The sequence below is a fragment of the Aliivibrio sp. 1S175 genome (genome assembly GCF_001690985.1).
GTDB lineage: Bacteria > Pseudomonadota > Gammaproteobacteria > Enterobacterales > Vibrionaceae > Aliivibrio.
Map to the genome: position 1 here is coordinate 333,412 of NZ_MAJS01000046.1, position 19,954 is coordinate 353,365.

Annotated in this window: 14 protein-coding genes, 1 tRNA gene and 4 pseudogenes; 7 read left to right on the forward strand and 12 right to left on the reverse strand. The window is 39.1% G+C overall.

Features of this window, described 5'->3' with window-relative positions; all coding sequences use genetic code 11:
- Positions 1–36 precede the first annotated feature (36 nt).
- Both A6E06_RS20230 and pnuC read right to left on the reverse strand, forming a co-directional pair.
- A pseudogene (locus A6E06_RS20230) lies at positions 37–318 on the reverse strand (nucleoside phosphorylase); the annotation flags it as partial.
- A gap of 9 nt (positions 319–327) precedes the next feature.
- Positions 328–663 (reverse strand): annotated as a pseudogene (pnuC, locus tag A6E06_RS20235) (nicotinamide riboside transporter PnuC); the annotation flags it as partial.
- 251 nt (positions 664–914) lie between these two features.
- Here pnuC and A6E06_RS20005 point away from each other — a divergent pair.
- Both A6E06_RS20005 and A6E06_RS19650 read left to right on the forward strand, forming a co-directional pair.
- Positions 915–1,061, forward strand: a complete 147-nt coding sequence (locus tag A6E06_RS20005; protein ID WP_176703501.1) for a JAB domain-containing protein — start codon at positions 915–917, stop codon at positions 1,059–1,061.
- Entirely contained in the window at positions 1,061–1,363 is a 303-nt protein-coding gene (locus tag A6E06_RS19650; protein WP_083190346.1) for a DUF2787 family protein, read from the forward strand. The genes A6E06_RS20005 and A6E06_RS19650 overlap by 1 nt, the downstream gene beginning before the upstream one ends.
- On the opposite strand, the pseudogene A6E06_RS14470 reads toward A6E06_RS19650, so the two are convergent.
- Both A6E06_RS14470 and A6E06_RS14475 read right to left on the reverse strand, forming a co-directional pair.
- Positions 1,291–2,237, reverse strand: a pseudogene (locus A6E06_RS14470) (tyrosine-type recombinase/integrase). The gene A6E06_RS19650 and the pseudogene A6E06_RS14470 overlap by 73 nt on opposite strands.
- A gap of 173 nt (positions 2,238–2,410) precedes the next feature.
- A tRNA-Val gene (locus A6E06_RS14475) sits at positions 2,411–2,487 on the reverse strand.
- A gap of 198 nt (positions 2,488–2,685) precedes the next feature.
- Between A6E06_RS14475 and A6E06_RS14480 the strand changes: the two genes are divergently transcribed.
- Positions 2,686–4,239 carry a diguanylate cyclase gene (locus A6E06_RS14480; RefSeq protein WP_065591041.1) on the forward strand — a complete coding sequence of 518 codons (1,554 nt, stop codon included), beginning with the start codon at positions 2,686–2,688 and terminating at the stop codon, positions 4,237–4,239.
- A 167-nt stretch (positions 4,240–4,406) separates the two neighbouring features.
- Here A6E06_RS14480 and A6E06_RS14485 read toward each other — a convergent pair whose 3' ends face one another.
- Positions 4,407–5,255 carry a S1 RNA-binding domain-containing protein gene (locus A6E06_RS14485; RefSeq protein ID WP_065591040.1) on the reverse strand — a complete coding sequence of 283 codons (849 nt, stop codon included), beginning with the start codon at positions 5,253–5,255 and terminating at the stop codon, positions 4,407–4,409.
- Positions 5,256–5,344: 89 nt separating this feature from the next.
- On the opposite strand from A6E06_RS14485, the gene A6E06_RS14490 reads away from it, so the two are divergent.
- Positions 5,345–6,700, forward strand: a complete 1,356-nt coding sequence (locus tag A6E06_RS14490; protein ID WP_065591039.1) for a hypothetical protein — start codon at positions 5,345–5,347, stop codon at positions 6,698–6,700.
- Positions 6,701–6,795: 95 nt separating this feature from the next.
- On the opposite strand, the gene A6E06_RS14495 is transcribed toward A6E06_RS14490, so the two are convergent.
- Positions 6,796–7,680, reverse strand: coding sequence for a putative PEP-binding protein (locus tag A6E06_RS14495; RefSeq protein ID WP_065591038.1), 885 nt, complete (start codon positions 7,678–7,680; stop codon positions 6,796–6,798).
- A gap of 208 nt (positions 7,681–7,888) precedes the next feature.
- Between A6E06_RS14495 and A6E06_RS14500 the strand changes: the two genes are divergently transcribed.
- Positions 7,889–8,941 carry a 3-deoxy-7-phosphoheptulonate synthase gene (locus tag A6E06_RS14500; RefSeq protein ID WP_065591037.1) on the forward strand — a complete coding sequence of 351 codons (1,053 nt, stop codon included), beginning with the start codon at positions 7,889–7,891 and terminating at the stop codon, positions 8,939–8,941.
- Positions 8,942–8,957: 16 nt separating this feature from the next.
- On the forward strand, positions 8,958–9,440 hold the full coding sequence (locus A6E06_RS14505; protein WP_065591036.1) for a YajQ family cyclic di-GMP-binding protein: 483 nt from the start codon (positions 8,958–8,960) through the stop codon (positions 9,438–9,440).
- A gap of 170 nt (positions 9,441–9,610) precedes the next feature.
- On the opposite strand, the gene A6E06_RS14510 is transcribed toward A6E06_RS14505, so the two are convergent.
- From A6E06_RS14510 to pheS, 5 genes are all read right to left on the reverse strand, one after another.
- Entirely contained in the window at positions 9,611–11,392 is a 1,782-nt protein-coding gene (locus tag A6E06_RS14510) for a M3 family oligoendopeptidase (protein WP_065591035.1), read from the reverse strand.
- Between the two features lie 87 nt (positions 11,393–11,479).
- Positions 11,480–12,484: a succinylglutamate desuccinylase gene (locus A6E06_RS14515; protein WP_065591034.1), complete on the reverse strand. Its 1,005-nt coding sequence runs from the start codon at positions 12,482–12,484 to the stop codon at positions 11,480–11,482.
- A gap of 185 nt (positions 12,485–12,669) precedes the next feature.
- A complete protein-coding gene (locus A6E06_RS14520) occupies positions 12,670–12,966 on the reverse strand; it encodes an integration host factor subunit alpha (protein WP_060990903.1) in 297 nt (98 codons plus the stop codon).
- A gap of 524 nt (positions 12,967–13,490) precedes the next feature.
- Positions 13,491–15,878 carry a phenylalanine--tRNA ligase subunit beta gene (gene pheT / locus A6E06_RS14525; protein ID WP_065591033.1) on the reverse strand — a complete coding sequence of 796 codons (2,388 nt, stop codon included), beginning with the start codon at positions 15,876–15,878 and terminating at the stop codon, positions 13,491–13,493.
- A 17-nt stretch (positions 15,879–15,895) separates the two neighbouring features.
- The gene (pheS, locus tag A6E06_RS14530; protein WP_045102137.1) at positions 15,896–16,879 is read right to left on the reverse strand and encodes a phenylalanine--tRNA ligase subunit alpha; all 984 of its coding nucleotides are present in this window, start codon (positions 16,877–16,879) and stop codon (positions 15,896–15,898) included.
- A gap of 317 nt (positions 16,880–17,196) precedes the next feature.
- Here pheS and A6E06_RS14535 point away from each other — a divergent pair, with 317 nt between their 5' ends.
- Positions 17,197–19,395, forward strand: a complete 2,199-nt coding sequence (locus A6E06_RS14535; RefSeq protein ID WP_065591032.1) for a TonB-dependent hemoglobin/transferrin/lactoferrin family receptor — start codon at positions 17,197–17,199, stop codon at positions 19,393–19,395.
- Positions 19,396–19,480: 85 nt separating this feature from the next.
- Here A6E06_RS14535 and A6E06_RS14540 read toward each other — a convergent pair.
- Positions 19,481–19,954: pseudogene (locus A6E06_RS14540) on the reverse strand (hypothetical protein); the annotation flags it as partial.

The window sequence follows — 19,954 nt, forward strand, 5'->3', positions numbered from 1 at the left end:
ATCGCTTTAATTCACTAAAGCACAATGTTACTTACTTTATGCTCCTTGCTTACATAGCGCTTCTAATGCGGTAATGGCCGCTAATCTTTCGCCATTCATCATTGCTGCATTATCATTAACATATTGATTAACGCCCTCTTTCACGTCTTGTTGGTAAAGAACGACATTATTAAGAATAGAAGCAACCTGTAATCCACGAAGTCTCCCTACAGTGAATAGTGCTGACGTTTCCATATCTGCACCTAAAATGCCTTTCTTATTCCAATACTGGCAGAGTTGCTCTTCTTCATCGGTATAAAAGCTATCGTGTGACCGAACCCCTGATATAGCAAGAAGTTTGGATTTACTTAACCAACGAACTTCAAGTGTTTCTCCACTAGAGTTAGGTTTTGTCCATGCATACCAGCCATAGATGTTGGCACAGAAAAAGAAGAGCTGAAGTAATAACAGGCCATAAAGTTGTATTTGAAAGAAAATGACTGCAAATAATGTAACGTTCAGTAAACCAAAAACGTAATTGATGGTTTTTTCTTGGCTTGCAAACCAAATACACAATAAACCAAAAATAGTACCAAAGCCCTCTACCCAACTCATGGCATACCCACCACCAATTGGAATATTGACTAGCGTATTATTTATATCTAATAGAGAAAATAGGTCCATGTTTTTTATCCTTTATTATTATCAGTGCCAGAATCATAAAACAGGATCATCTAGAATGAAGAGGACATTTGTCCCCTCACAATAGAGCGTTATCTGATTTTTATATACTAACTCTTAAATATACCACCTGGAGCACTCTCAATTTATTCTAGGTTATCAAGAATCCCAATTCGCGCATTCAAATTTCAGCAAATTCTCAAGCACATATCACCACCTTGAATATACACATATATCTTTCAAGGAAACCTATTATGCACCCTACTGATTACGTTACCACTTCACCTATGACGGCCTTACAAGTCTTTGAGAAAGCAGCTGAACTGCTAGATATTCGAGTGCTTGACAATGTGGTGGTTGGCTCACCTTGCGTCTCTTTTGCTGAACGAGGACTTATCTAATGAAAAGAGAAGTAGTTGTTCATGGTAAAGAGCTAGCATTACCTAAAAATTTGCATCGTCATCTTGAGGTGGTACTCGATAGCTTTTCTCTTCGTACTGACATCAATCGACTTTCAGTGAACTTTCGAAACACCAGCTATTACCATCGACGAGAAGGATTGCACCCTGTAGAAATGGGCTTTGAGCGAGATGACATTAATCGTCACATTTGGAAGCTGGTGTTTATAGATCAGCTACCAGTAGCCGCCTCTTCAATATGGTCACTCCACCACATCATTAGAATCTTACGTCGTTCAAGGTAGTCTGTGCGATAATAAGCACTTCGAACCTTATCTCTATCAACATGAGAGAGTGCCGCTTCAATAATATCCGCATCGAAGTTTTGTTCATTTAAGGTAGTACTAGCTAATGCTCGAAGGCCATGAGAAGTTTGTCTTCCCTTAAATCCCATTCGCACCAATGCTTTATTAGCTGTTTCTTTATTTATATGATTTTTATTGCTTTTACCAGCAGGGAAAAGGTATTCACTCTCGCCAGTGATAAAATCAATCGTTTCTAATAAGTCTAAGGTTTGCTTTGTTAATGGGACGGTATGTACCCTTCCCTTCTTCATTCGTTCAGCTGGGATAACCCAAAGCATTTTTTCTTTGTCTATTTCATCCCAGCGAGCACCAGCAGTCTCGGTAGGTCTTGTCATTGTATGAAGTTGCCATTCTAACAAACAGCGTGTGATAGGCTTAATAGATACCTAATTAATCGTTTTTAACAGTTCTGGTAGATCTTTAGGATCTAGCGATGTCTGGTTAGTAACTTTTGCAGTTTCAAACGCTTTCCCAATACCAGCAAGTCTATTATGTTCGATAACACCAGTATTCACAGCAAAGGTCATGATCTCATTTAAATTACGACACAATCGCCCTACCGTTTCTAACTTACCTTGGTTCGCAATTGGCTTAATGGTTTTTATGGCTTGTGGAGCGGTAATGTCACCAAGCAGGAATTTACCTGAGTAAGATTAGCTCGCTTTTTAGTGATTGGTCGCTGGTGATTAAATATCCAAAATTTACTACCGATTGACTTTATTCGAAGTGCAAGACCATTACCATCACTTAAGTTATATTCTTAATCTTTTAGTTTAACTTGAGCTGCCGTTAAGAACTGTGCTTTTATAGCCATTTGAACCTCTGAAGTAACCTCGAAAATACGTGATTGAAAAAAGGTTACGAACCGTGTTACTTCAAATCATAGATGTTACAAAACAGAAATAGACAAAAAGCAGCTAGATAATTGATTAGACAGGAATTGCAGGCACAAAAAAGCCCACACTAGGTGGGCTCTTTCGTATAATGTGGTGCCCGCTACTGGACTCGAACCAGTGACACCTTGCATGTCATGCAAGTACTCTAACCAACTGAGCTAAGCGGGCAAATCGTTAACCGGGAAGTAATTAACTTCTCCTTGAGAACGAGATGGATAATATCGAGTTCCTTTTTACTCTGCAAGTCTTTTTTTATTATTATCAACCGTTTGTCTATTTAATATTCAAAATGAGCAAAATCAGAACAACTTGCTTGAACGCTCCTTTTAAAATAGAATCGCACATACCGTTAAAAGGATTTATCTCATGTCACAATCTCGTTTTCACCATTGTAAATTATTACAGCCTATTTTAATTTTGTTACTTGTTGGCATCGCGATTACTTCATTAACATTCAGTATTCAAAGTTTTCAATCTGTCGAAAAAACGATACGTTCGTCTTCATTTCAAGCGTTCAATAACTCCATTGAAGCCAGCTATGACATTGTTGATACTGCCTTAAATGAATCAATAAAACGATACTTAAGGGGGATAGTAACAACGTCGGCTAAGTTCATTACTCAAATCCAAGAGTCTCCTTCGTTCACAGAAGAACAAAAAGAATCATTTATTCAAGAGTATATTAACTCTAATAGAATTGGAGATACTGGCTATTCTTATATATTAAACTCTAAAGGAAAATTAGTTTATCACCCTATTTTCCAAGGACGAAATGTCAGTGAATACCGTCATATTCAAGAACAAATTGATAATAATGACCATTTTGTTGAGTATTTATGGATAAACCCTGGCGAAAAGAAGCCACGTAAAAAACTTGCCTACTCTATTTATATAGAGGAGCTCGATTTTATTATCTCTGCCAGTGCTTATAAAGATGAGTTATTGCACTTCATAGACAAAACTATTCTTAAAGACAAGCTAAACAAATACCAATACGGTGATACTGGCTATGTGTATGTTATCAACCTAACTGGAGAGTTAATTCTTCACCCAAGCTATGAAGGCCAAAACATACGAAGCCTAATTGGTGAGCGTGCTGATGGTTTACTTAAAAAAATCCAACAATCAGCCACTCGTTATAGCTTACAAATGAATTTAGTTAATGGCATGTCAGAGACAACCTCACACGCTGCTAATGTCGAGGACTATAGCTACCAAATAACGTTGAATGACAGCACTTATCAAAAAGACGTACTTTATATCTATTACCCTTATTTAGATTGGGCAATTGTCTCTGGCATATCTCGAGATGAATTAAATCGTCCAACAAACACCCTATTATACAGCTTATCCGGGCTTCTCTTTAGCTTGATGGCTATCATTCTCATTTTATTAAGATTGCTTAACCGTCGACACAAAAAGTTGGCTCATATTCTTAATCGTGATTACTTAACTGGATTATTTAACCGCCGTACTTTCCACAACATGGTTTCTCCTCTTATTCGTAATCAAAATCAATCTTCTACTTTCTCCCCCTATTCTATTATCTTGCTGGATATCGATTTATTTAAACGAATTAATGATTCTTATGGGCATATCGTTGGAGATAAAATCATTACTATTGTAGGTAAAGCTATCTCACAATATCCCAACATATTAGCGGCAAGGTATGATGGCGAAGAGTTTATTATCTTTATCAATGAGAGTAATCCTAAACGTGTCATTCAGTTTACTGAAAAAGTACGTCAACAGATCGATAAATATAATACGTTGAATGAGAAAATAACACTGAGTGCCGGAATTACGACTATAAATAAGCCGAATGTATTATTAGATGATGTGATTGAACAAGCTGATAAAGCTTTATTCCACTCAAAAAATACAGGTCGAAATAAAATCACTCACTATAGAGAATTATAGAGAGAAAAATATAAGGTTCAGAAAGGGAAAACTGGACAAGTTATGACAGTGTACTACGCTCAATAAAGTAATGTTCTCCATTTTATTAGCGCAAGGCTCTCGAGCCATTTCCCTAAGCCCGTAACCAGGAATCGTTACGGGCTATTTTTTTAGGGAAATTATCTGTTTTATTCAGATTTAGCTGTTACTAGGTAGATTCCATCTTTTTCAATAGTAATTTTACCCGCTTTATATAAACCACCAATTGTCTTTTTAAACGTGCCTTTACTTGTTCTAAATTCAGTAAAGATCGCATCTGGAGATGATTTATCAGTTAGAGGTAAGAAGCCTTCTTTTTTCTCTAAGGTTGCGATAACTTTTTCACTTAAATCATCCATACGAGCTACGCCTGGGCGTTGTAGAGAAAGTGAGATTTTACCGTCTTCACGCATTTCTGCGATGAACGCTTTAAGTTGCTTACCAATGAAAAGCTTACCAAATACATCAGAATGGAAAATCAGACCCCAATGCTCGCCATTGATAACGGCTTTGTAGCCAAGATCTGTGCGTTCTGCAATTAAGATGTCAACTTGTTGGCCTCTCTCATAATTAGCAGGCGTGTTATCTAACCATTTGTTAAAACGAGTAGTACCGACAATACGGCTAGATGCTTTATCAATGTATACATAAACAAGGATATTTTGACCTTCATCTAAGCGGCCACGTTGCTCACTAAATGGAACTAATAAGTCTTTTTTAGCAATACCCCAATCAACGAATGCACCAATGCTGTTTGTGCCAATCACGTTCATTAAGCCGAACTGACCAACTTGTGCTTTTGGTGTTTCTGTTGAAGCTACCACTTCATTTTCTGAATCAAGATAAATAAACACATCAAGCGCTTCACCGACTGCTGTGCCTTCTGGAACAAAACGACTTGGAAGAAGAATAGAACCATAATCTCCGCCATCTAAAAAGACACCAAAATCTACAGTTTTTGTTACTTCTAATTTGTTGATTTGACCAATTTTAATCATTACTTCAATTCCTAAATAAAATACTCGGCGATTATACCTTAACTCTGATATGCTTGCTGTATGAATTACCATTTTTATAGGAATTTCCTGTGATTACAGTTGGTAAGAAAGATGGCTTATCACTAAAAATCTCACATATTGTTGAAGAATCTAAGCAGCATGAACTAGAGATGTATCTTTTTGTTCCGGGCGAGCTCGGCTTAAACAAAGAGATGGTTTCTGAATCTGAATTTTATTACAATTCGATTCAAAGCCAACGTACGTATTTCAGTGATAAAAACCACCTTCCTCTTGTACACTCTCGTCTTGCTCAACGTGGCCGTTTGTCTACCGAACAATATCGTTTAAGTTTGAGTCTATACGCTTATCAATATGCCCTTGCATTAGAAAAAGCAGTGCAGCAACTTAATGATACCTCTCGTAAAGAAATTACTCATCAAGAAGTTGATGATGCGATAGATCTTGCTGTCGACATTCTTAGAAAGTTACGACGTAACGTACCTTATGATGATACGTTAAAACGTTATTATGCCAACATAGACAACTATTTATCTTGGTATACAGAGCAACGCTTCCTATCGTTACTTGCTCATATGCCAAGAAACGAAGAATACAAGTTGGTTAAAGAACGCCTTGTTGATATTTGCGAACAAGAAGCACTCCATCGCCTTGATAAAAGCTATAACTCTGGTAAAGCTCGCGACGACATGACTCGAATGTCGAATAAAATGCGCCTATTACGTCGTTTGATCGAATTCCCTATCGTACTTAAAGAGAAAAACTTAGCTCTAGGTAAACACATTAAACGAGCGGTTAAAGGTGGTGCAACTGCGGTTGTTATGATTTTTGTTTCTTTAATGGTTATTCAAGCTCGCGGATTTTTGGGTGAGATCACCGCTTCGTTTATTTTTGCTGTTTCGTTTATTTATGCCATGCGTGAAGTGTTTAAGGATGATTTACGTGATGTTATGTGGCGTTGGATACGTAAAGGTCAACCAAAATGGCGTAAACGCTATCTTGACCCTACCACAAATACCTATGTTGGAAGAAAGTTAGAATGGCTTGATTACATGACGTTTTCAGAGTTGGATTCTGATATTCAGAAACTTCGCAAGCATCGCGTAGTGCAACGAGAAGAGGTTATTCTGTCATACAAGAGCCAAACAAAGATGGCAATCACGAAGTTTATGAGTGGTTATGAGCAAACCCGTGAAACCATGCTGATTGACTTACGCCCTATTGCTCGTTTAATGGAGAAAGGATCTCAAAAGATTTATCAATTAAACGATGGACAAGTGACAAAAGAATCCGTTGAAAAGCGTCACTTAATAAACTTAATTGTGCGTGAAACTATGGATGATTACAGTACACAGCTACATCGTTGGAAAATCATTGTTAACCGTTCAAAAATTATAGATATCGAAAAAATAGCAATCGATAAATAACCAACATTTACTTACTGATGATATACAACAACGCCTTTAGGTTTTTCATAACCTAAAGGCGTTTTTATTATCTCATGTTTATTAAACTTTAGATGTTATGCAGTAACAACAACCTCTGTTGCACTTAACTGGTCTAATAACTCTTGAACTTTAGGATTTTGAGCTAATTCGTCAATGGTTGTTACTACGGGTTTATTTGCTTTTTTCGCCGCTTGAATAGCTTGACCAACAAGGTGAAGTACCGCTTCGTTTTGTGGATCAAAATGATGTTCTAATGCTTCGTTTTGCTTATCCACACCTAATGTAAACTGCGTTAATGTATCTACATTTACAACCATACCATCAAAATATTGAAGCAGTTTATCAGCCATTAATGCTGCAGCTGGTACGTCACATACGAAATGTACTTTTAAACCATTTAAGCCACGTGGAAGACCATAAATTGCTAAGCGATCAATAATCGTCGCCGCATCACTTAGGTTTCGAACAAAAGGAACAACGATTTGAACGCTTGCGGATGTCCCTTCCATGACTTTTTTAATTACGGCACACTCTAAAGCAAACTGCTCTGCACTCTCATCAGATGCAAAACGAGTAACTCCACGAACGCCCATCATCGGGTTAACTTCTTTTGCTTCTAATTGGCCTATCAGTAAGCTTCCAAATGCGGCGCTGTCTGCATCTGAAAATGAAATTTTCACTTCTTTGGTTTCTTCAGTGATACTCGCTAAAATAACCTCAGTCAACGTATCGATAAAGTGTGTTTTACCATCTGAAGCGCTTTCTATAATAAGAGCAAGGCTTTGAGCATCAATATCACTCATTTTAGGCGCTTCGATCACGGCTTTTGGATGATAAAATAAATGCTCTTGAATTAACCCTGCAATAGATACATAAAGAGAGTCTGTTGAATCTGTTTTAGATTGGTAAGAAGGTAAACTCGCCATACGTGTTAGCGTTGATAAAATTGTGTCAGTCATGCTCGCTCCAATGAACCCATTGATTTGGTTTTATTATTAAATGTTATTTATGTTGAACATACCTATACATGAGCAACAACTCAAGCCTAAACGATACAATAATGCTACTTTTACGCCCACTTCTTTATCTGTATTAAGTTTTGGGTTTCATCCATTCTAATTTTCCGTTATCTTACTCTGGTGTATTAAAGAATTAACAGGCGAAACTATGCCATTTCAAACAGATGAACTTCGTACTCAGCCTTTAGGCCCTATGCCAACACCTGCTGAGCTAACGACTGCTCACCCTATTACCGATGATGTTGCTGAACATGTTGAGCAATCTCGCGCGCAGGTTGAAGCTATTTTAACTGGCAAAGATAAACGTCTTTTAGTCGTTGTTGGTCCATGCTCTGTACATGATACAGCAGCAGCACTGGATTACGCACAACGCTTAGCCAATATTCAAGACAAATATAAAGATGAACTTTTCATCGTTATGCGTACTTACTTTGAAAAACCACGCACTATTGTAGGTTGGAAAGGATTAATTACTGATCCTAACTTAGATGGTAGCTACGCACTGGAAGCCGGTTTACATAAAGCTCGTAAGCTTCTGCTTGATATCAACAAACTAGGTTTAGCTACCGCGACTGAGTTTTTAGATATGATCACTGGTCAATATATTTCAGATTTAATTACGTGGGGCGCTATTGGTGCTCGTACAACAGAATCTCAAATTCATCGTGAAATGGCGTCAGCTCTTTCTTGTCCTGTTGGCTTTAAAAACGGGACAAATGGCAACACTCAAATTGCGATGGACGCGATTCGTGCAGCTAAAGCGTCTCATTTCTTCTACTCGCCAGATAAACAAGGTCGCATGACGGTATATCGCACTGCGGGTAATCCATTTGGTCATGTCATCCTTCGTGGTGGTAATGATAAGCCAAATTTTGATATTGATTCAGTGACTGATGCTTGTCAGCGTTTAGAGGATGTTGGCTTACCACCTCACCTAATCGTCGATTTTAGCCATGCAAACTGTGAAAAACAGCATCGTCGCCAACTTGATGTAGCCAAAGATATTTGTGCTCAAATCGAATCTGGTAGCAATAAAGTCGTTGGTATTATGGCTGAAAGCTTCATTGTAGAAGGCAATCAACCAATGACGGATTTAACCAACTTAACTTACGGTAAATCAATTACTGATCCATGCCTAAGTTGGGAAGATACCGTGACTATGTTAGACATGTTATCAAATACAATTAAAACATCTCGTTAATTTAAGGATTTAAACTATGCCTGCTTTTGATATCGTTTCTGAAGTTGATAATGTTGAACTAAAAAATGCGGTCGATAACGCGACTCGTGAATTAGCTACTCGTTTCGATTTTCGTGGCGTTGATGCTAGCTTTGAATTAAAGGGCGAAAACATCAAGATTAAAGCGGAAGATGACTTCCAACTGTCTCAGTTAGTTGATATTTTACGTGGTAACCTTGCAAAGCGCGGTGTTGATGCTCGTTCTATGGATGTCAAAGATACCGTTCATTCTGGTAAGAACTTTTACCAAGATATCGACTTTAAACAAGGTGTTGACGCGCTTATCGCTAAGAAATTAGTAAAAGAAATCAAAGCATCAAAAATTAAAGTTCAAGCTGCAATTCAAGGTGAACAACTTCGTATTACAGGTAAAAACCGTGATGATCTTCAAGCGGCAATGGCGCTTGTACGTGAAGGTGACTTTGGTCAACCTTTCCAATTCACGAACTTCCGTGACTAATCAGTAATTATCTAAAAAACACTGCTGTTTGATAGATATAAAAAAAGCGCCTCTACTGTTTATCAGTAAGGCGCTTTTTTATTATCTGTTATTAATATCAATTCGATTAATTATCTGATCATTATTACTAGTTAAATCACTCATTAGTTACATTGGTATAAGTTTAGAAACTAGCCTATCAATCGCTCAAACTCATCAATTTGTTGGCTTACTCTGTCTAAGCTCTGTTGCCAAAACGTTTCTTTGGTTAAATCCATCTGCAAATGTTTTTCAACCACTTCTTCTGCTCGCATAGAGCCAGTATCACGCAGTAAACTCACATAATCACGATAGAAATGTTGACCTTTCGCTTCTCGTTGTGCATATACGCCAATACTAAATAAATAACCAAACAAATATGGGTAGTTATAAAAACTCACTTCCGGAATACTAAAGTGCAATTTACTTGCCCAGAATAGTGAGTCCGGCTCTGACATTGAATCCCCATACCATTCAGTCCAAGTCTTACTCATTAGATCAGACAGTTGTTCTGGCCCTAGTTCTTTATTTGATCGTTGCTCATAAAAGGCTTTTTCAAACTCATAGCGAACAGGAATATTAATGGTTAGTGCTAGTGCAGAAGATAACTCTTCCCATAGCATTTCAATTTTGTCTTCTTTGGTTTTAGCTTTAGCAAGCAGCGCATCACGTACGACATTTTCAGCAAAGATCGACGCGGTTTCTGCCAATGTCATTGGGTATTTAGTTTTACACAATGGCATGCCTCGCATCACCCAATTATGGAAGGCGTGACCTAGCTCATGCGCTAACGTCAATACATCGGACATGCTATTGCCCCATGTCATAAAGACCAGTGGCGTTCTAGAGTCAGCAAATTTAGTACAGTAAGCGCCAAGACGTTTTGTTTCTTGTGGCGCGGCATCGATCCAACCATTTTTTACCATCAAATCAACAAAATCGGCCATTTCTTGCGAAACACCTGCAAATGCGTCCTTAATGATATCAATCGCTTCATCAAAGCTATACTGAGAGGCTTCGCCAATAAGCGGAGGCATAGAAGCAAGTTGGTCCCAAGGGGTTAACTGCTCAGTCCCAAACATCTTAGCCATTAAGCGCCCTGCTTTTTGGCCTACTGCCCGATTCTTCTTCGCAACTGACATCATGCTATCTAGTGTGACTTGCTCAATACGGCTGCCGTGTAAGCTTGGCTCAAGAAAATGAAGATCATTCACTGAACTGCGTTTTTGATATTCAGTTAATCTCCAGCCTGCTAATGCATTTAGGATCGCCGAAAAACTTTCTTGATTTTGCTTCATAGCGAATTGAATCGCACACCAGGCAGACTCTCTACGAAGCGTATCACTGCCATAAAGTATACTTGCCGCTTGTGATAAACCTATAGTCTCCTTTGTGCCATCTGGAAGTTGCAGGGTCACTTTCATAGAGCCTGTTATGTTATCGTATAAACGACCCCACGCATTTTTACCATCGACACTCATAGCGGACAGTAATTGCTCTTCTTTTACACTTAACCGTGTTGCTACTAACTTTCTCTCTTCTTCTAATAAGAAGCGTTGTGCTTCAAGATCATCACTCAACGACAATACTGATTCAAACAACTCCGTTGGTGCATTCACAATCGCATCTAAATACGGGCTGAAGGCTTGTGAAAGATCCGAAGATAACTTAGTCATTTGGTTCACTAAGGCTTTGGCTTGTGCGTTTGAAGCGTCAACAGAAGCAATGCAATTTCCATAGCTCGCTACGGTTGCTAGCTGAACTGAAATTGATTCTTTCTCGATAATCGCTTGCTGTAAATTCGCAGCCTCAAGATTGACGTCAAAAAATGAGAATTCAGAAATACGAAGCTCAATATGAGCAATAGTGTCGATTAGCTTTGGATCATCAAGTGATAGAAAGGCAATAGAGAGATCCCAACTTGGTGCTGTCATGATTTTATGTCCTTTTATTTTGTTTCTATCATCATAACAAGTGAATCTATTTGGTAAAGCGAACAATTACTTAAGTTCATTTTTAAATCAATCTGTCTTTATTTTCTGAACCAATAGACACGCTCTATGCCCATTTTCTACGTTGGCATTAGGGAAGACAACGCTCTCACCACTAGCTTGAGCGGTATATTGCACATCACCATCGGTAGCGAGTACGTCGTTTTCAGTAAATGACGTGAAGTTAGCGAGATCACTAGGGAAATGAAACGTAAATTGGCTGCTTTGTTTCATAATGCTTCGCGTGACTTGGTATTCTATCAATGTCGAATCAGACGACGACTGCTCAAAATAATCAGCGTGACTGATCAGATCTCTTAATGCTTCGTTAAACTCAGAAAGTAAGGTTAAGTCGTTCTCCCCCATTTTTGATACTTTACCAAGCTCAACCGTTGCCGCATGTGCACCATAATATTCGGCACTGTACCAACTAAACGTGGATGCAGGAGTTTCAGAAAATAAACACGCTTCTATTTTACTGCGTGATAGGAAATCTAATAATGGCTCTGAGCGCTTATAATGTTGATTATATGGGTGTATTGCAAAGGTATAGTGCTGAGATGAACGAATAGCGCAATGTAGATCTAAATGCCATTTTTCTTTTGCATTATGCTTGGTAAAAAAGCTATCTACGCTTCGCATTAAACGATTGGCTAAGTCGATTTCAACAATGTCTTTATTTTCATCTTGGTGGTGGCTAAAAAGTCGATTTAGGTTGGTATCAATAAAACGAGTGTGTTGATGAGTTGCCGCGGGATGGCCATAGATAAATAAACAAGGCTGAGAAAGTGATAACCTCCCACTTTGTATGTCTTCAATAATCTGATCAAGCAACTCTATTGGTGAGGTTTCGTTACCATGAATACCGGATGAAAGCACAATGGCTCGATGAGGTTCAAAATCCAATTCAGGAACAAACTCCACTACGCCACGACTGTGTAAAATGACTTGAGTTCCGTTAGCAAGTTGCCAAGTCACTTCTTTCACTGAGGTAGATAAATCTAATGTATTTTGAATAAATGAAATATGATCCATTGGTACTTCTCTTCCTTGGTAATATATTCAACCAAAAAACTGTACCACTAGCAATACAATAAAATAACAAGATAACAACATTTGTGTGAGTTGAGCCATACTCTCTTATATTGATAAATACAAAAAAGCTGCATAACAAATAAATGTTATACAGCTTTCATTTTTCTTAGCTCAAGATGGCAAGATTATTTTTCTACCGGTAGACTCTCAACACGAGCTTTCAGTTTCTGACCCGGTTTAAATGTAACAACTCGGCGTGCAGAAATTGGAATATCTTCCCCAGTTTTTGGGTTACGTCCAGGTCGCTCACTCTTTTCGCGTAAGTCAAAATTACCAAAACCAGATAACTTTACTTGCTCGCCACTCTCTAGAGCTTGCTTAATCTCTTCGAAAAATACTTCTACCGTTTCCTTGGCGTCGCGTTTACTTAATCCAACTTTTTCAAATAAGGTCTCAGCCAAATCAGCTTTAGTGAGTGCCATAAAAACTACCCTCAGGTTACGTTAGAGATAGTTACAGTATTTACTGTAACCGGAAACTGAATTGTTAGAACAACGACTTAACATTGCATCAACTAAGGACAGTGTATGCCAACCATCTGATTTTCGCCAACTTTTTTCTTAAAAATCATGCACTATTTATGAGATGGCGATCAAATTTATAAGCTATTTACACTAAGATATCTCATATCTACCTAAGCTAAGTTGTTGATTTGGTATTTAACACTAGTTATTCCGACTTTATTAGTTTATTTGTCTGTATGTAATATTGTGATGCAACGCAGATATTTATTAATAGAATTAAAAATAAGGCATCTATTTGATTGTGAACAAGTTAGTTTTAAGCAAATTTTAGAGCGACAAAAACCAAACACAAAAACTTCTTTCCGTTTCAGAATTATATACTGAGATTAGATTATGAGCGTCAATTGTTACGAATAATAAAAAAACCCAGCATTGATCACTCAATGCTGGGTTTACTTTATTTATGCAGTGTTAGCTGCTAATTAGTCGCGCAATGTCGCTGAGAATTTCTCACCAATTGCGGCAACGATAGCGTCAACAGCTGAAGTGATATCAGCCTCTTCTAACGTACGCTCAACAGATTGAAGTGTCAGTGCGATTGCAAGACTCTTCTTACCGTCTTCAACACCTTGACCGCGGTACACATCGAACAGTTTCGCGCTAGTTAATAGCTCGCCACCTGATGCTAAACATTCAGCAACGATGTCACCAGAAGCAATTGCTTCATCTGCAACGATTGCGATATCACGACGGTTTGCAGGGAACTTAGATACTGCTGCCGCTTCAGGGATAATGCGAGTGTTGATTGCATCCCACTCGATTTCAAACATGATTGTACGACCGTTCAAGCCAAACTTGCGCTCTAGCTCTGGGTGTACTGTACCGATGAAACCCACTTCTTTTCCGCCAACAACGATAGCTGCTGTTTGGCCCGGGTGAAGTGCTGGGTGTTGTGCTGCTTTAAACTCGTACGCTAATTCGTTAGCAGTTAGTTCAAGTACCGCTTCTAAATCGCCTTTAAGGTCGAAAAAGTCAACGGTGTTTGTTGCGATATCCCAGTGCTCTTCACCACGAGTACCAGCGATGATACCAGCAAGCATCATTTCTTGACGCATGCCGTTTTCTGCTGATTCTTCAGGAATAAAACGCAGACCAGATTCGAATAAACGAACGCGTGGTTGCTGACGTTTTTGGTTATGAACAACAGTGTTGATCAAACCAGTCCATAGGCTTAGGCGCATTGCTGACATGTCAGCTGAAATTGGGAATGGCAGAATTAACGGCTCAATCTCAGGCACGATCAGTTTTTGTTGCTCAGGCTCTACGAAGCTGTAGGTAATTGCTTCGTGGTAACCACGGTCAACAAGAAGATCACGAACACGCTTAAGCGGTTGGTTTGCTTCTTTGTGATCGTTCATGTTTAGTGCAGCAACAGGTGCTTGGTTTGGAATGTTATTGTAACCGTAGATACGACCTACTTCTTCAATTAGGTCTTGCTCGATTGCAATATCAAAACGCCATGATGGAGATGTTGCTGTCCAACCTGTGTCAGTGCTTTCAACAGAACAACCTAGACGAGTAAGGATCTCAACCACATCTGTTGATGGGATGTGATGACCTAATAGGCCGTCTAGTTTGCTTCGACGTAGCGCAACTGTGCTTTCTTTTGGAAGATCTGCTTCAGATTCAGCCGCAGAAATAGGCGCAACTTCACCACCACAAAGTTCAACAAGAAGCTGTGTTGCACGCTCCATCGCTGTTGCTTGTAGTGTAGAGTCAACACCACGTTCAAAACGTAGAGATGAATCAGTGTGTAGACCGTATGCACGAGCACGACCACGGATGTGATCTGGTGCGAAGAACGCACACTCAAGCATTATGTCAGTTGTTTCAGACGTAACGCCTGATTCTTTACCACCAAAGATACCAGCAATTGCTAGTGCTTTGTTTTGGTCAGCAATAACAAGTGTATTGCTGTTTAGTTTCGCTTCGTTGCCATCAAGAAGAGTTAATTTCTCATCTTGTTCAGCCATACGAACCACAATGCCGCCGTCGATCTTAGACAGATCAAATGCGTGCATTGGTTGGCCTTGCTCAAGCATTACGTAGTTTGTAATATCAACAATCGCATCGATTGAACGAATACCACAACGACGCAGTTTCTCTTGCATCCAAATTGGCGTTTCCGCTTTTGCGTTTACGTTCTTGATAACACGACCAAGGTAACGTGGACACGCTTCAGTTGCTTTAACGTCAATAGAAACGGTATCTTCGATGCTTGTTGTTACTGCTTCGATAGTTGGTTCTGTTACGTCTGCACGGTTAAGAACACCCACTTCACGGGCTAAACCACGAATGCTGAAACAGTCAGCGCGGTTTGCTGTTAGGTCAACATCGATAGCAACATCGTTAAGCTCAAGAAGCTCACGCACGTCCATACCTAATGTAGAGCCTTCTGGTAATTCTAAAATACCGTCAGATTCAACATCAATACCCAGCTCAGAGAAAGAACAAAGCATGCCGTGTGATGGAACACCACGTAGTTTTGCTTTCTTAATTTTAAAGTCACCAGGAAGTACAGCACCAACCGTTGCAACTGCAACCGTTAGACCAAGACGACAGTTAGATGCACCACAAACGATGTCTAAAAGCTCTTCTTCGCCGATATCAATTTTAGTTACACGAAGTTTGTCTGCGTCTGGGTGTTGACCACACTCAACCACTTTACCTACTTTAACGCCGGTGAACTCACCAGCAACAGGTGCAACTTCATCAACTTCCAAACCAGCCATTGTGATTTGGTGAGCTAGCTCTTCGCTGTTAATAGCAGGTTTAACCCACTCGCGTAGCCAAGATTCACTGAATTTCATAAATTTCTAGCCCCGAATTACTTGAATTGTTTAAGGAAACGAAGGTCGTTCTCGAAGAACGCACGAAGGTCATTTACGCCGTAACGAAGCATAGTTAGACGCTCAACACCCATACCAAACGCAAAGCCTGAGTATTTTTCAGGGTCGATGCCAACAGAGCGAAGTACGTTAGGGTGAACCATGCCACAACCTAATACTTCTAACCATTTGCCATCTTTACGCTTCACATCAACTTCAGCAGAAGGTTCTGTGAATGGGAAGAATGAAGGACGGAAACGCACTTCAACTTCTTCTTCAAAGAAATTACAAAGGAAATCGTGAAGAATACCTTTAAGTTGTGCAAAGTTAACGTTCTCATCAACTAACATACCTTCCACTTGATGGAACATTGGTGTGTGAGTTTGATCGTAATCGTTACGGTAAACACGACCAGGAGCAATGAAACGGAATGGTGGTTTGCCATTTTCCATTGTACGGATCTGAACACCTGATGTATGCGTACGTAGCATTAGATCAGGGTTAAAGAAGAACGTATCGTGGTCAGTACGTGCTGGGTGATCGTCTGCAATATTTAGCGCATCGAAGTTATGGAATGCATCTTCAATTTCAGGGCCAGATTCAGTGCTGAAACCTAATTCACCAAAGAATTGCTCAATACGCTCAACGGTACGAGTAACTGGGTGTAAACCACCATTCTCTATACGACGGCCAGGAAGGCTTACATCGATAGTTTCAGCAGCAAGTTTCGCTTCAAGCTCTGCAGTTTGAAGAGAGTCTTTACGTTCAACTAATAACGTTTGAACCGCTTGCTTTGCTTTATTGATCAGTTGACCGGCTTCACGACGCTCTGAAGGGTCTAGTTTACCTAGTCCTTGAAGCTGAAGTGTCAAATGCCCTTTTTTACCTAAATATTGAACACGGACTTCGTCCAGAGCGACTAAAGAGCCTGCTTGTTCAATTTCTGCCGTTGCATTGGCAATGATCTCGTCTAGATGTTGCATCGTTTCCTCATCCACTTATAGGTGGTATCCGTTGCGAGTAAAATACATATCAGCACATAGTAATAAATCACAGCGCTAAATCCAAACTGAATTGGATAAAATAGCTGATCTAATAGAAAAAAGTACTTTTCTTAGCCAAATGGCTATAGAACGCCTATCAATTCCCTTCTTTTTATATGTCTATCGTTTTTATTTTATTCAATTTTTCACGTCATAGAACAAAAACACAAAAGATCAAATGAAAATGATAGTAATTATCATTCGCAGTATGTATTATCTTTCCGAATGATGAGACTACACACTTTCAAGGAATTAACATGTCTAATAAAAAAACGCTTTTAGCTGCGTCTATTTTAGTTGCTATCTCCCCTATTCTTCATGCAGAAACCTCTTCGAATGGGAATGCGACAATGTTTGATGAGGTTGTTGTATCGGCAACTCGAACAGAACAAAGCATCAAAGATGTATCAAGCTCTATATCAAAAGTAACTGCTGAAGACATTGATAAGACAATGGCAACCAGTGTTCAAGATGCTTTAAAATATACACCTGGGGTAACTGCAAATGGTGGCGGTCGTTTTGGTTTATCAGGATTTACTATTCGTGGTATGAGTGATAGCCGAATTAAAGTACTTGTAGATGGTGTCCAACAACCTACCCCATATAACCCCGGTTCAAACGAACAGCGTAAATATCCTAGCGCTATTGAAATCGATACCTTAAAAGCCATTGAAGTAAACAAAGGCCCCTCTTCTACGCTTTATGGCTCTGATGCACTTGGTGGTACCGTTCTAATGGAGACTAAAAATCCTGAAGATATTTTAAGAACCGAAGGAGACGAAAACGCTTTTGAAGTAAAAACAGGTTATAACAGCGTAGATTCAAGCACGAAAACTACAGGTACTTGGGCAATGCGCGCTGCTGAACTAGAAACTTTAGTAATGCTGACGTATAAAAAAGGCAGTGAATCACAAACCCACTCTAACGGCGCAGATATTGAAGGCCCAGATCGTGGAGCAGCAAACCCAGCGGATGCACAAATTGGCAACTTATTAGCAAAAGCCTTTTACCAATTAAATGATTCGCATCGCATCGGCACGACTGTGGAATATTACACCTCTCAATATGATGAAGATGAGCTTTCCCAAAATGGTTATTCTATGATGAGTGGAGGGGTGCCTATTATTACTTATTATGATAACTACAACAAGGACACAACAACTCGATTACGCGTTGGTTTAGAGCATGAATGGACAGCTAATAATGCGCTATTCGATACGCTAGAATCAAAATTAAATGTACAACAAACTGAATCATTATCTGAAAACTATGATACTTCAACTGGATCTTACGGCAGTGGTCGCCGGATGCGTGAACGTATTGCTAACGATGATTCAATCCAATTTGACGCACAGTTTGATAAAATCGCCGAGTTTGGAGAAGGATTCCATCAAATCACTTATGGCCTGAGCTTTAGACAAAACAAGTTTGCAACTGAAAACACCGATTACAAATACGACCAAGGCACATCTGGCCCCGGACATACCGATATGCCAGATGCAACAATGACTCAATACGGTATTTTTGCACAGGACCAAGCTTTCTTACTTGATGAACAGTTAGTGCTAACTGCTGGTTTACGTTATGACTCATTTGAAGCGAAACCAGAAACAAATGACGGTTTTGAAACAGAATATCCTGACAGCAAAAATGACGCTTTCACCGCTAAATTAGGTTCGGTTTATCATATAAACAATAACTTTAGTGTACTTGCTCAAGTAAGCCAAGGCTTTAAAGCCCCTACTCTACAAGACATGTACTACTTCTATGACAGTGGCACTGTCATAGATGCAAACCCAGATCTTAAAGCCGAAAGCAGCATTTCTTATGAAACAGGAATTCGAGCACAATCGAATGCCGCACAGGTTGAATTAATCGCTTTCTATAATGATTATTCTGATTTCATCAATCAACAATATATAGGTAAAGTTGTTGGTGGCCCGAACGATGGAAAAGAACATTACACAAAAGAAAATATCGATTCTGTGGAAATTTATGGTGTTGAATTTAGTTCTACTTATTTATTAGATGAAGCGTTTGATGCACCTCAAGGAACCTACTCTAAGCTAAGTATTGCTTATGCTGAAGGCCGAGATAAAAAAACTGGCGCATCAATAGACAGTGTTGCCCCACTCACTTCAAACCTAGGTTTAGGTTATGACTCTGTCGGCTATACTTACGGTGCTTTATTAAATATAAATATGGTTGCGGCAAAAGATAAATGGTCAAACGTTGGTCATGAAAACATTGATGTTGCAGGCTACACCTTGGTTGATTTAACCGCTTACTACAAACCAATGAAAGATTTGACGCTTCGTGGTGGCTTATTCAATGCGCTTGATAAACAGTACTGGTTATATAACGACATGATTGGTACTGAAGCCGGTGAAGATGGGATTGACCGTCAAGCTCAAGCAGGTCGTAACTGGGGTATTGAGTTAGATTATAAATTCTAAATTTAGAACTCAACACTAATAAAAGCGGCTTCGTTGCCGCTTTTTTATTTCAGTTACTATTATGATTCAACAATACCATTTCACATCAATCCTGACCCATTGGATGTAAGAACTCTTTATATTTATAATGGGAATAAATATCATCTTCTTCCTCTACCTCATAAAAATGACCATTTGGATAGAATTCCCTTAAGGTATTGAAAATTTGATTAATGTTTTTACCATTACTGATAAAACCATTCCCTGAAACTAATAAATCTGCATTGGGAAGTATTGATACATAATTTGCTTTTGAAGACTTTATTATCACTGACTCATCAAAATACAACGTTTCAAACATCATAGGTTTCAACCTAAAGTTAATCAGTTTGAATGAGAGTAACGCACTTGCCCCAGCTCCAATGAACGCCATAGGACCAACAAAAACAACAGCAATCAAACATACAACGACCCCCACTCGACCTATCATTCGTATGCATTGATATGCATACTCTGGCACAACATCTGCCTGCTCGGTTAATATTCCGTTTTTAGTAAATTTGTAAATCCGCTTTATGTC

Excerpts from the sequence above, each read along its gene's own strand:
- A6E06_RS20005 (WP_176703501.1), top strand. The coding sequence starts at position 915 with ATGCACCCTACTGATTACGTTACCACTTCACCTATGACGGCCTTACAA.
- A6E06_RS19650 (WP_083190346.1), top strand. The coding sequence starts at position 1,061 with ATGAAAAGAGAAGTAGTTGTTCATGGTAAAGAGCTAGCATTACCTAAA.
- A6E06_RS14480 (WP_065591041.1), top strand. The coding sequence starts at position 2,686 with ATGTCACAATCTCGTTTTCACCATTGTAAATTATTACAGCCTATTTTA.
- A6E06_RS14485 (WP_065591040.1), bottom strand. The coding sequence starts at position 5,255 with ATGATTAAAATTGGTCAAATCAACAAATTAGAAGTAACAAAAACTGTA.
- A6E06_RS14495 (WP_065591038.1), bottom strand. The coding sequence starts at position 7,680 with ATGACTGACACAATTTTATCAACGCTAACACGTATGGCGAGTTTACCT.
- A6E06_RS14500 (WP_065591037.1), top strand. The coding sequence starts at position 7,889 with ATGCCATTTCAAACAGATGAACTTCGTACTCAGCCTTTAGGCCCTATG.
- A6E06_RS14505 (WP_065591036.1), top strand. The coding sequence starts at position 8,958 with ATGCCTGCTTTTGATATCGTTTCTGAAGTTGATAATGTTGAACTAAAA.
- A6E06_RS14510 (WP_065591035.1), bottom strand. The coding sequence starts at position 11,392 with ATGACAGCACCAAGTTGGGATCTCTCTATTGCCTTTCTATCACTTGAT.
- A6E06_RS14515 (WP_065591034.1), bottom strand. The coding sequence starts at position 12,484 with ATGGATCATATTTCATTTATTCAAAATACATTAGATTTATCTACCTCA.
- A6E06_RS14520 (WP_060990903.1), bottom strand. The coding sequence starts at position 12,966 with ATGGCACTCACTAAAGCTGATTTGGCTGAGACCTTATTTGAAAAAGTT.
- pheT (WP_065591033.1), bottom strand. The coding sequence starts at position 15,878 with ATGAAATTCAGTGAATCTTGGCTACGCGAGTGGGTTAAACCTGCTATT.
- pheS (WP_045102137.1), bottom strand. The coding sequence starts at position 16,879 with ATGCAACATCTAGACGAGATCATTGCCAATGCAACGGCAGAAATTGAA.
- A6E06_RS14535 (WP_065591032.1), top strand. The coding sequence starts at position 17,197 with ATGTCTAATAAAAAAACGCTTTTAGCTGCGTCTATTTTAGTTGCTATC.